At 45.2% G+C, this 12,962-nt stretch carries 6 protein-coding genes and 1 pseudogene; 1 reads left to right on the top strand and 6 read right to left on the bottom strand.

Features of this window, described 5'->3' with window-relative positions; genetic code table 11:
• Positions 1–86: 86 nt before the first annotated feature.
• The 5 genes and pseudogenes from CWM22_01835 to CWM22_01815 all read right to left on the bottom strand — a co-directional run bounded on the left by CWM22_01835 (position 87) and on the right by CWM22_01815 (position 7,104).
• Positions 87–1,184, bottom strand: a complete 1,098-nt coding sequence (locus CWM22_01835) for a type 2 isopentenyl-diphosphate Delta-isomerase (GenBank protein ID AUC90751.1) — start codon at positions 1,182–1,184, stop codon at positions 87–89.
• A gap of 10 nt (positions 1,185–1,194) precedes the next feature.
• Complete coding sequence (locus CWM22_01830) at positions 1,195–2,274, bottom strand: phosphomevalonate kinase (protein AUC90750.1); 1,080 nt, start codon at positions 2,272–2,274, stop codon at positions 1,195–1,197.
• A gap of 1 nt (position 2,275) precedes the next feature.
• Positions 2,276–3,301 (bottom strand): diphosphomevalonate decarboxylase, encoded by a 1,026-nt coding sequence (mvaD, locus tag CWM22_01825; GenBank protein AUC90749.1) that lies wholly within the window; start codon positions 3,299–3,301, stop codon positions 2,276–2,278.
• Positions 3,294–4,229 (bottom strand): mevalonate kinase, encoded by a 936-nt coding sequence (gene mvk / locus CWM22_01820; GenBank protein ID AUC90748.1) that lies wholly within the window; start codon positions 4,227–4,229, stop codon positions 3,294–3,296. Before mvk ends, mvaD begins: the two co-directional genes overlap by 8 nt.
• Positions 4,230–4,866: 637 nt before the next feature.
• Positions 4,867–7,104: pseudogene (locus CWM22_01815) on the bottom strand (hemagglutinin).
• Between the two features lie 1,536 nt (positions 7,105–8,640).
• On the opposite strand from CWM22_01815, the gene CWM22_01810 reads away from it, so the two are divergent.
• Positions 8,641–9,676 (top strand): IS630 family transposase gene (locus CWM22_01810; GenBank protein ID AUC90747.1). Its coding sequence is split into 2 segments (ribosomal slippage): positions 8,641–9,137 and positions 9,136–9,676, totalling 1,038 coding nucleotides; the frame shifts between segments, so codons are not numbered across the junction.
• On the opposite strand, the gene CWM22_01805 is transcribed toward CWM22_01810, so the two are convergent.
• Complete coding sequence (locus tag CWM22_01805) at positions 9,635–12,859, bottom strand: hypothetical protein (protein ID AUC90746.1); 3,225 nt, start codon at positions 12,857–12,859, stop codon at positions 9,635–9,637. The two genes, CWM22_01810 and CWM22_01805, sit on opposite strands and share 42 nt — an antisense overlap.
• Positions 12,860–12,962 lie beyond the last annotated feature (103 nt).

Raw genomic sequence — 12,962 nt, 5'->3', positions numbered from 1 at the left:
CCATGACAAAAGCCAAGTTCCAAAATGGACCTGGCTTTTTTATTTTTCTACATTGTTGAGAACTGAAGACATCAGTCTATCTCTCTTTAACTCACATTCGCTGACCGACGGGCATAGGCTTTCCAGTCAATCCCACGCGCTTCGCACCAGTTTTGTACATTTGGAGCCAAAACCAAATCTTTCTTGCGAAGATCTGCAATATTCTTAGCCCCCAACATGGTCATGATTTCAGCCATCTGCCATTGATAAGTCTTAATAGCCTGCAAGCCGTCGTCAAAACGATGCCCCTTACCATCCTTGACATACTGGAGGAAATGGTTGGACATACCGACAAGGTCTGCACCGAGGGCCAATGATTTGACAATATCTAGTGGCGTCTTAATACCACCAGATGCAATCAGGCTTGGGCGAACTTCTTCAGAAACAGACATAGCCTCCACCAAGGAAGTCACGGTAGACTGCCCCCAACCCTCCAAATAAGTATAGTCATTGAAGGTTCGACGGGCATTTTCAATCTTGGCAAAATCCGTCCCCCCAGTACCAGATACATCAATTGTTTGCACACCGACAGAAGCCAGCTGGGCAACCGTTTCTCGGCTCATGCCAAAACCAACTTCCTTGACGATGACAGGTACTTCCATCTCCCGCACCAGGGTTTCAATATTCTTCAACCACATCGTAAAATCACGGTCTCCCTCAGGCATGACAATCTCCTGAGGAGCATTGACATGGATCTGAATGGCATTTGCCTCCAACAAATCCACCGCCCGCTTGGCGTTCTCAACACTGTGGTGGGCACCTAGGTTGGCAAAGATAATCCCGTAAGGATTTTCCCGACGCATAACAGAGAAGGTTTCCGCAACAGACGGATCCTTGATCGACGCACTGACCGAACCAGATGCCAGAGCAATCTTGCCAAAATGCCCCATAATTCCCAACAGACGATTGATTTCCCGCGTCTTCTTGCTTCCGCCAGTCATGGCATTGATGAAGAAAGGAAAGGCAAAGTCCAAACCAGCTACGCTGGTCGAAATATCCACTTCATCCACCTTGGTTTGAGGCAGGGAATGATGGACAAACAAGGTCTCCGTAAAGTCCTTGGCCGGTGTGGCACTATATTGCTGGTTGGCCAAGCCAACGTGTTGATCCTTGCGGTCTAAACCAAATTCTCCTAGATAAAACATAGGGTTCTCCTTATTCTCTACTTGTGATCTTTAGTTGGAGTGGAAGAATGTCGGCTTGTTGCCAAGCCTTCTCAATCGCTACTTTTTGTTCCTTACTGTCTACCAAGCAAATGCCGCAGTCACCTCCGCCAGCACCAGATGATTTGGCCACCGCTCCATAGGTCTGGGCCAGGTCACAGAGTTGACTCAGTTGAGGCGTTTCAATGACCAATCCCATTCCTCTCGCAAAATCCTGTAAGAGTTTGCGGTTTTGAGTAATAGCCTGTCTAGCTGATACCAAGTCATTTGTCTGACAAGCTACTATCAACTGCTCTACACAGGTCTTAGAGTCGGCTAGAAACTGGACATGAATTTGCTCTTTTTCTGCCTGACTTTTTTGGCTTTCCATCCGGGAAACTAGACTATCCGTCGAAGCCGCCAACCCTGTCCAGCCAACCAAGAGGTCTAAGCCTGCAGGTAACTGAATAGGGCTGATAGACAAACCTTGCCAATCACTTTCGACCAGATCCAGCAGGGACAGCTCTGCCATTTTCCCTAAAAGCCAAGAACGGTCCAGGGAATGATAGGCGATCAAGCCACCAAAACTGGAAGCCGCCAAATCTCCGAAGGAACCTGTCATGCCTAGCTTGGTCTGGGCCAAGGCTGCCAGCTTGTAGGTCAGGAGGGCATCTGGTCGGTGACCGTAGTAGGTCAACAGGGCCTTGACCGTCGCAACCGTTACTGCCCCTGACGACCCCAGACCATACTTGGCACCTGAAGTCTGGTCATCTAGGTCGGACTGTACAGATAGGCTATAGGTTCCATGACAAGCATAGCCCTTGGCCGTCAGATATTCCTCCGTTACCTGCATAGCTGTCTCAATCAGAGCATAGGGATGGTTATCTTGGATGAAAATCTTATTTTCCTTACGCTCCCAGGTCAGATAGAGATCTGCTTGCTGGCTGGAATGAAGAAGGCCTCGGTCACTTGTTTCAATGGTGACGGTCAGGTACTGGTCAACCGCCGCAATCACCGCAGGATAGCCGGCCTCAACAACTGCATATTCCCCTGCTAGAAAGAGTTTTCCAGGTATCTTTACTTGTACTTTCATGCTACAAGCCCTTTTCAAACGCTGCTTGTGAGGTCTGCCACTCGTCTTCACTGAGGACGTAGGTAGCAGGTCCAGGCTTACTAGTGATGATTTTCTCTCTTGGGAAGACTTTGGACAATTCAGCTACTAGCTCATCCATCTGACTTGCTCGGCAGAGGACCTTGACATTTGGTCCCGCATCCATGGTCATGTAGGCTGATAAGCCAGTTGCTTCACGAACCTGACGGACTGCCTCTTGAGCCACTAGGCTATCGGCTGACCAGTAGGTAAAGGGTGGATTGGCAGAGAGCGTAGTCGCATGCATCTTCATGCCATTGTGCTCTGTAATCTGACCAAGTTTTTCAAAATCACGGCTAGCAATAGCTGCCTTGATGTCCACCAAGTCTTGTTTGGCTGTATCTACCCAGGCTGAGTAAAATGGTGAAGTGGCAACTGTGTGGTCCATTCCCTCTCGACTAGCAATCTTTTTCGGTCCGGTATTGACCGCCAAGACGACCATGCCGATATCCCAGTCCGCATCATCAATGGGATGGGCCATAGAATCTTCTGAACCGGTCCCCATGTCCCACTCAACAAATCCACCGAATAGGCTACGGGTACTAGAACCTGAGCCCCTACGAGCAAGAGTTGATAGGGTAGCTGGTGACAAATCTAAATCCAAGGCAGTTGCGGTTGCAAGTGCAAGGGCTGCGAAGGCTGATGCTGAGCTTGCCAAACCAGCCGCAGTCGGAACAAAATTTAGACTTTCCACTCGGGCAAATGCCCTTTCACCTATATATTCGCAAAACAAATCCAAAAATCGAGAAATTTTTAAAATTTCTTTTTCTTTTTGTAAAATTCCGTTGAGATAGAACTCATCGGCAGTTAATTCTGGGTCAAAAACAACCTTGGTATCCGTATAAAATGCGTCAAGGGTCAGGGATAAACTGGAATTCATAGGTAGGAATAATTCCTTATCGCGTTTTCCCCAGTATTTAATCAAGGCAATATTGGTATGGGCACGGGCAAGGCCTGTTTGTTTAGTCATTGGTTTCTCCTAAGTACTGTATCCAGGTTTGGCGGGCGCCTGCTTGGGTAAGAATTTGAGCAAGAGTCTGAGCATCTTGGCCTGTTCTAACAAGAGCAATCATGCAACCGCCACGACCGCCACCAGTTAATTTGGCTCCGAGGGCTCCATTTTCTTGGGCAAGGCGGACTAGCTTATCTAGGCTAGGATCAGACACGCCTAATTTTTGCAGGAGGGCATGAGCTTGGTTCATTCTGCTGCCTAGAAGCTCTGCCTGGTCTGTGGCTAAATCTTCCTTGGCCTGTCGGGTCAAGTTTCCTAGTTCTTCTACTAGCTTGATAGCCTCTGGCTTTTTCTCCAACAAATCAGCCACATCTGAAATGGCTTCTAGGGTATTTCCCGTCACGCCTGTATCAGCCACTACCAAGTGGGCACGGAGTTTCAGCTCAAAAGGTTCGATGGGCTGGTGCTTGATAAAGAAGACGGGGGACTTGCCACTGGTAGTCGCCGCATCAATGCCCGAGGGATTACCGTGAGCAATTTTTTCCGAAGACTGGACAATGTCCCAGAGTTCGCCGTCCGTCAGGTCTTTTTCGTAGTAGGCAAAGAGGGCGCGGGCAACGGCTACTGCCACCGCAGCACTAGACCCCATGCCTCGCTCGGCAGGAATGGTGGAGCTGATTTCGATGTGAATAGCTGGGTCAGTCGGCGCACCAATACGATAGAGTGAGAAACGGATGGCATGCTTGAGACTTTCCCATATTTTGGGCATCTTGTGAACCAGGCCTTCATAGAAGTCACAAGCTACACTAAGTGCCTGACCTTGGGCAGTCACCTGAGCTGTAATTTCCACAGCAGAAAATGGCATGGCAATAGCAGGCTGACCATAGACTACTGAATGTTCTCCCATCAAAATGATTTTACCGCTTGATTTCCCTACTACCGACATACTTTTCTCCTTATACAATCACTACCATTATACCATTTTTGCCCGAGAAGAAAAGACACGAAAACAGCCGACCACAGTCGACTGTTCTCTGGAGATTATATGAAAAAGAAATTCGCTATTTCTAGCTTGAATACAGTATATATCTACAAACTTAAACAAAACTGAAAATCAAAAAGTTTTTCTGAAAATATTTTCTTGATTATGAAATTACTAATTGTACCCAAACACGAAAACAGCCGACCGCGGTCGACTGTTCTCTAGGAGATTATATGAAAAAGAAAAGTTGTTTGCTATTTCTAGCTTGAATATAGTATATAGCTACAAACTTAAACGAAACTGAAAATACTAAGTTTTTCTGAAAATAGTTCTGAAAGTAAAAACAAATTTAACATATAAGGCGAATCGAGTAGAAAAGAAGTTTTCCTTTGAAAGTCATCTTTTTGGAAATACGACTCCTTAGAAGAAAATAGCTGAATAGACCACTTCACCTCTTATGCTACTGTATATTTTATACTGATCTGGTTTTATTTGATTGTAATTCATAAAAACTCTGTAATCTTTGTAATGACTCTATTCACTACTAAATTACAGAGTTTTATTAAATAATCTTTAGATTACTGACATCATCGTATTCGAACTATTCAGTTTCTTCGTCTTTTTTACGACGTCGTTTAGCTTTAAGAGTAAAGGCTCCTAGCAACAGAGTTGCACTGACTGCTCCAGATATATTTGAAGCTGTTTCTCCTGTATTCGGCAATCTTGCAGGTTTTGGACTTACAGTTTCTGAACTTGGCTGGTTCGGAATCATTGATTCAGACCTTGAAGCACTTGCTGAAACAGATGCGCTAGTTGATGCACTCACGGATGCGGACGCACTGGCTGAAGTCGATGTGCTCACTGATGCAGATGAACTGATCGAAACTGATTGAGAAACACTTATAGATTCCGATACAGATTGTACATCAATTTTCGGTAATTCCAAGGAAGCTCCACCAGCATTTGATGTAATCCAAACTTCTGATGCGGACGCAGATGATGAGGTACTTGCTGAGGTAGACGCGCTAGTTGACGCAAACTCAGAAGCCGAAGTACTTGCTGAGATGGACGCGCTGGTCGACGCAGACTCAGAAGCTGAGGTACTTGATGAGGTAGACGCGCTGGTTGACGCAGACTCAGACGATGAAGTACTTGCTGAAGTAGACGCGCTTACTGATGCGGACTCTGAGGCCGAGGTACTTGCTGAAGTAGACGCGCTAGTTGATGCAGACTCAGACGATGAGGTACTTGCTGAGGTAGACGCGCTGGTTGACGCAGACTCACTCGTTGAGGTACTTGCTGAAGTAGACGCGCTGGTCGACGCAGACTCACTCGTTGAGGTACTTGATGAGGTAGACGCGCTGGTTGACGCGGACTCAGACGATGAAGTACTTGCTGAGGTAGACGCGCTGGTTGACGCGGACTCGCTGGCACTTGTACTTGCTGAGGTAGACGCACTTGTTGATGCAGACTCGGAAGCTGATGTGCTTGCTGAAGTAGACGCACTGGTCGACGCAGACTCACTGGCACTGGTGCTTGCTGAAGTAGACGCGCTGGTTGACGCAGACTCACTGGCACTTGTACTTGCTGAGGTAGACGCACTGGTCGACGCAGACTCACTCGTTGAGGTACTTGCCGAAGTAGATGCGCTGGTTGATGCAGACTCAGAAGCCGAGGTACTTGCTGAAGTAGACGCACTGGTTGATGCGGACGCGCTGGCACTCGTGCTTGCTGAAGTAGACGCACTTGTTGAGGCAGACGCGCTAGCACTGGTGCTTGCTGAGGTAGATGCACTGGTCGACGCGGACTCGCTAGCACTGGTACTTGCTGAGGTAGACGCGCTGGTTGACGCAGACTCAGAAGCCGAGGTACTTGCTGAAGTAGACGCACTGGTTGATGCGGACGCGCTGGCACTCGTGCTTGCTGAAGTAGACGCACTTGTTGAGGCAGACGCGCTAGCACTTGTGCTTGCTGAAGTAGATGCACTGGTCGACGCGGACTCGCTAGCACTGGTACTTGCTGAGGTAGACGCGCTGGTCGACGCGGACGCGCTAGCACTGGTGCTTGCTGAGGTAGACGCACTTGTTGAGGCGGACGCGCTAGCACTGGTACTTGCTGAAGTAGACGCACTGGTTGATGCAGACTCAGAAGCTGATGTGCTTGCTGAGGTAGACGCACTGGTCGACGCGGACACGCTGGCACTGGTGCTTGCTGAAGTAGACGCACTGGTCGACGCGGACTCACTGGCACTCGTGCTTGCTGAGGTAGACGCACTGGTCGACGCGGACGCGCTAGCACTTGTACTTGCTGAGGTAGACGCACTGGTTGATGCGGACGCGCTGGCACTCGTGCTTGCTGAGGTAGACGCACTCATTGACGCGGACTCACTCGTTGAGGTACTTGCTGAGGTAGACGCGCTTACTGACGCGGACTCAGACGATGAAGTACTTGCTGAGGTAGACGCGCTTACTGATGCGGACTCAGAGGACGAGGTACTTGCTGAGGTAGACGCGCTTACTGATGCGGACTCAGAGGACGAGGTACTTGCTGAGGTAGACGCGCTGGTTGACGCAGACTCACTCGTTGAGGTACTTGCTGAAGTAGACGCGCTTACTGACGCGGACTCAGACGATGAAGTACTTGCTGAAGTAGATGCGCTTACTGACGCGGACTCAGACGATGAAGTACTTGATGAGGTAGACGCGCTGGTTGACGCAGACTCACTCGTTGAGGTACTTGATGAGGTGGACGCGCTGACTGATGCGGACGCACTCGTTGAGGTACTTGATGAGGTAGACGCGCTGGTTGACGCGGACTCAGAGGAGGAGATACTCGCAGACACACGATCTGTGATAGTCAATGTGTACTCTCTTGTCACAACGCTACCATCACTGTCCGTAACTTTGACAATGACTTTGTAGGTTCCGGCCGTAGTTGTAAGCGGAAGTGTCACATCCTCGCTTTCCGCCTTAATAACCCTCGCCCCATCTGCAGAACGAACTTCATAAGTAACACGTTTGGTTTTGTTATCATTCGGATCACGATCATCTTCTTTATCAGAAACCGTAACTTCTCTTGATAAATCGATAGAATTTCCTCTCACATCTCCCTTGTCTATCGTCTGATCGCTCACCGTTAGACTTGGATTTGTGTTTGCATCATAATTAACAGTTACCGTTACATAGGTCACAACCCCCTGACTTGTCGTCACTCGTACACGAACTTGATTTCCTGTCCCTGTTTTTGGTAATTGATTATCTGTTAGAGCATTTCCTTGTGCATCTACTGGTGTAAATGTCAAGCCAGCAGCTGCTTTGAACCCATTGCTATCATACCCAGAACCAGATGTCAATGTCACAAGATTGGCAAAATCCGTTGTACGCACATGGTGCCCATGAATCCGTGTCGTTGTTTCCCCACTTGGCTCAAGGACAAAGATTCTGACTGATACAGCAGTTGCACTGTTTGTACCATCCGTAACAGTCAAACTTCTACTGTAGTAACCTGCAGTACTATTACTTATTCCTGTTAAATTGCCGTTCAAGTCCAACGAGAGACCAACTAAATTGTTTCTTCCAACAATGTCTGTCACAGCAATATCATCCGAAATAGTCGCCCATTTCAATGGTTGTTCCCCTGTTACAGTTGCATTTGTGTCAATTGCTACTCCTTTGAAAACAAAAATGTCTGACTTCGCATTCGCAACCGTTGGCGGTGTTGTATCCACATTTACACGAAGGGAATAGGTTGCAACGACAGGTGTTGTTGCTCCAGAATCTGTCGCAGAAATCTTAACTGTATAATCCCCTGCAGGAAGATCTGTAAGGTCAACTATTTTTGATGCTGTACTAGGCCCAACCGTTCTCACTACTTGATTGGTACTATCTACAATCTCATATTTGACAGATGTCGTCAGGTTATCTGATGGAGAACGATCATCTTCTCTATCTGTAACAGTCACACCTTCGGACAAGTCAATGGTGGTCGATTGCCCCACTGGTTTTCGAAGGATTTCTTTTCTAGCTGGCACGTTAATAATCGGACGTTGGTTGGTGTAATTGATTGGTACAGTCACAACAGTACGAACCCCTTCGCTCGTTGTTAACTGGACTTGTACATGTCCATTAACATTTTTCGGAATAGTTCCTAATACTTCTTTGGTAATCGTTGGACCATTGTTATCTACACCCGTTATTGTGACATGGTTTTTAATATCATCTGCTGTCGGAACCAATCCATACTCACGCTCAAGGGCTGTAATAGTCCCATCGCTCCCCATATTATTGATAAACAGGGATCGAATCCAAAAATCACCTGATGTTATGCTATTGTTTTGATACTATTCAAAAAACAAAAACTAACCTATAATAGATTTATGAAACTTACTATCGAACAAACGAAAGAATTAAAAACTTATTTGAAAGATAAAACCTATTCTCCATTTCATAGACGACTTCAAGTTATCTTGTTCAGAGCAGAAGGTCTTAGCTATAAGGAAATCACTAACCTCATCGGCTATTCAAAGTATACAATCTGGTCCTTACAGCGCAAGTACGAACTTGAGGGGATTTCAGCTCTAGTAAGAGAAACGCGAGGTGGACGGAACCGTCAATATTTAACCCTTCAAGAAGAGGAAGCGTTTCTAAAAGAACAGTTAACAGCCTCACTAAATGGCGAATTTGTGACGATAAACTCTCTCTATGAAGCTTATCAGAAACGGGTTGGACACCCTACGACCAAGGAAGGATTCTATGCCATTCTTAAACGCCATGGTTGGCGCAAAGTGACGCCAAGACCAGAACACCCTAAAAAAGCAGACGCCGAAACGATTCTAGCGTCTAAAAATAAAATCTTCATTCACGAAAACAGGAAAGCGCTTCAAGAATAGTCGTCGCTATCATAAAGTCAGGCTAATGTATCAAGATGAGGCGGGTTTCGGTCGGATCAGTAAAATTGGGAAGGCCTGGGCACCAAAAGGGGTGAGACCGCATGTACATAGTCACTATATTCGTGAGTATCGCTATTGCTATGGTGCTGTTGATGCCCATACAGGAGAGTCCTTCTTCATTATCGCTGGGGGCTGTAATACAGATTGGATGAATGTTTTTCTCAAACAACTATCTGAAGCTTATCCTGACGATTATATTTTATTAGTGATGGACAATGCCGTTTGGCATAAATCAAGTACCTTAGAGAAACCACATAATATTGGTTTTGAGTTTATTCCTCCCTATACTCCTGAAATGAATCCAATTGAACAAGTTTGGGCTGAGATTCGAAAGAGAGGGTTTAAGAATAAAGCTTTTAAAACACTAGACGATGTGATAAACAAGCTTCAAGAAGTAATACGAGAGTTAGATTGGTCTATTTTAAAACCAATTGTTAGTAGACAATGGTTTAAAAACACTTGACTGGTTTGCTTTTGATTTTTGTTGAGTATGAGCATCCAGCACTGTAACCGCACGTGTATAGTATCCAGCACCAGTAGCACTAAGCGTTCCTTGCACTTTACCTGTAGTAGAATTGACCGTCACTCCTGATGCATCTGGCATACTATAGGTCAACGGCATTGAGCTATCGGTTGCGATTACGGGAGCTGCTGTGTTTGGCTCGATCAATTCAACAGGTCGATTAGCAAAGACAGAAACATCTTTCTTGACGGTGATACGTGGTCTAGTTCTATCTACATAGTCGAACGTAACATCAACATCTTTATAGGTGTTGCTAGCTGTGTAGACACGCACTGTAGCCCTTTTTGTACCAAGAGTTACCCTGTCTCCTGTATCTGAATTTGACAGAAGCTCCTTGCGAACTTTGACTGCATTTTGCTCATCTTGAGTGACAGCACCATAGTCTACATTGACTGCATTGAGTATATCTTCTGCCGTCACACGTGTGAAACCTGTCGCATCAATATCTCGTGCGACAATAGGCGTGACACTCGTATCCAGCAAGTGCATTTTAAATTTGGCACTTTCTGTTTGATAGGTAGTCGCATTACCTTGGGTATCTGCAATTTTAACGAAATTGTTGTAAAATCCAGATGGCAGATTGAAAGAGGCTGCGGTTTGACCCGAGACAAAGACTTCTTTTGGACTAGCCGTACTTCCTTCAACTGTAACGGTCAAACCTTTTTTGTTGTCATTTTCAGCTTCTACAGCGGTGAGTATGTCCGCAGTCGTGGCCACTCCAGACACATCCGTAACCGTTGCAATTTTTAATTTATCGGCAACTGGAGAAACCGCTTGAGGATTGTTCGGATTCAATAGTTTAATTGGTACATTATCAAATACGTAAATAACGGACTGGGTTCTTGTAACGGTAGGTGCTTGGGTGTCTCGGTAATTCAACTTCACTTGAACGGTCTTCGAGTTCCCGTTTGTACCTGTTGCTACAACATTTATTGTTTGTATTCCTAAACTCATTTCATGCTCAGGTATACTAAAGCTTACGTTGCTTGATACACTTTCTCCACCAGATTGTAAATTAGCAAGGAGTAAATTTCTAATTTGATCGTTTGTAATTTTTGTACCAATTTCAGACGTTAACTCTCCGCCAGTTAAATCCATATAATAGATTCCGAATGAATTTGATGTATTAGTGTTGTTTAGGTTGTCTGTAGCTGAAACAGTACGTGTATATCTTCCAAGAGTTGCATTTGCATGAACCGTCCCCTGCACCAAACCAGTTGTCGATATAGTTAACCCTTGTACATATGTATTAAAGGTAGCACTTTTTACAGTTCCTCCAAAATTCGCTGGTCCACTCTCTGTTATCTGAATAAGTTGTCTATTTACGCTCTCCCCCTTAAATACATACATATTGCTTGCAGTTGTTATTTGAGGAGGATAATTAACATAAATATTTGCGGTTGCTGTATTCGATTGACCGTTTACAGAAAGGTCAACAGCAACGTTTTTGGATTCATTCACTGCTGGAAGTTGACCCGTTGGACGAATCACAATATTGTTCAATACGTTTTTATCAGTCCAAGGGTTCCCAGCTTTAGTATGCAGGCTAGCTTTCTCAGTCAGTTTATTAGAGGTTACTGCCTCTCCCCAATTCATATTGATGTAATGGTTCCCATCTTCCACTTCAACAATGATGATTTTAGATTCCTTCCATGCTCCATTGACATAAAAGAGCGGTATATTCCCAGCGCCATCCACGATATACGGAGCACGAGTAAAATATGTTCTTCCATTTACTTCCTGTTTATAGGTAGCAGTTCCAGATATTGTTATCTGATATACATCTCTCGTCCCCGTTTTCAAACTATGTCTTACTTGTAAACCAGGGAAGTCCAAAAGAATGTTATTTCCTCCCTTTATACTATCAGCTGTATAGGTATTGGATGCATAGTTAATACCAAAATCTTTCCATGAAGAAGGATTGCTTGCTTCTCTAACCTCTCCAAAAACTAATGGAGTTGTAATCGTCCTTTTATTGAAGATTATTAGGTCATTTGTTTTAAGAATCTCCGGTCTTACAGTATCCGTTGCTCGAGTACTTGTCCCCTCTACAGCCGTAATCGGATTGATTTGGGCTATTCGACCATTTAAACTTATCGCAGCTTGACCCGCTTTTAAGGCCATAGCGTCTAACTCTACCTGACTGACCGAGTCTTTTTCCCTAAGGGCGATGGCCTGTTCTAAAGCAAGTCTAGCAAGAGATAAGGCTTGTCGATACTTTCCATACTTTTCTTCATTCCCTGTTTCTTCAAAAATTTCTGGGAAAGATAGGGCGTGCCTTAAGTTGCGGATGGCATTGTCCAGTGTGGTGTATTCCAACTCTGCTGCGATACGAATGGTTTCTGATTTATTCACAGTTCCATTCGCGTTCAGCGGTTCACTTTCGCTTGTTGACAATGATTCTCTAACCGATGTACTCACCAACTCTGACGCACTAACAGACTCACTGCCACTAACTGAGGAGGAAGCACTAACAGACTCACTGCTACTAACCGAGGAGGAAGCACTAACAGACTCACTGCTACTAACCGAGGAGGAAACACTAGCAGACTCACTGCCACTAACCGAGGAGGAAGCACTAACAGACTCACTGCCACTAGCCGAGGAGGAAGCACTAACAGATTCACTGCCACTAGCCGAGGAGGAAGCACTAACAGATTCACTGCCACTAGCTGAAACCATGCGATCAATGGATTGGTTGACATTTGATGATGGAGATGGATCTGTTGAAATCAGTAGGTGACTATCAACAATTATTTCTGAAGAAACTCTTTCAACAATTACTACATCTTTATCAACAAGAGTATCAATACTACTTTCTACTTCTTGCTCCACAACAAGAGGATACTCTTCTGCAAAAGCAGTCGGTGAAACAGAAGTACCTGTAATTGCCGCCCCCAAAGCTAAAATAGACTTCAAGTATTCATGACATCGATTATCCAAACAATCCCTATTTTCAACAGTGCTTATGTTAGCGGTTACATCATCACGGCTACGAATTACTCGTAAAAGACTAATCTGAGATATTACTTTCCGAACCCAGTTTTTACCAGCTTTGTACATCTTCACTTGACTCTTACGGTCAATTTCATCAAAGTTCTTGCTAAATCGCTGACGATTCATATACACTCCTTATATAAAGAAAACTTGCTCTATATATAAAACATACGCAATCAAGCATATATATATATATTATCCAATGTCATTATATCAACATTTGACAAAT

The organism is Streptococcus suis (assembly GCA_002831545.1).
Taxonomy (GTDB): domain Bacteria; phylum Bacillota; class Bacilli; order Lactobacillales; family Streptococcaceae; genus Streptococcus; species Streptococcus suis_P.
The sequence above is the reverse complement of the archived record's forward strand: the minus strand, read 5'-3'. Positions and strand labels throughout refer to the sequence as shown.

Coding starts and splice junctions, on each gene's coding strand:
- CWM22_01835 (AUC90751.1), bottom strand. CDS start 1,184: ATGTTTTATCTAGGAGAATTTGGTTTAGACCGCAAGGATCAACACGTT.
- CWM22_01830 (AUC90750.1), bottom strand. CDS start 2,274: ATGAAAGTACAAGTAAAGATACCTGGAAAACTCTTTCTAGCAGGGGAA.
- mvk (AUC90748.1), bottom strand. CDS start 4,229: ATGTCGGTAGTAGGGAAATCAAGCGGTAAAATCATTTTGATGGGAGAA.
- CWM22_01805 (AUC90746.1), bottom strand. CDS start 12,859: ATGAATCGTCAGCGATTTAGCAAGAACTTTGATGAAATTGACCGTAAG.
- mvaD (AUC90749.1), bottom strand. CDS start 3,301: ATGACTAAACAAACAGGCCTTGCCCGTGCCCATACCAATATTGCCTTG.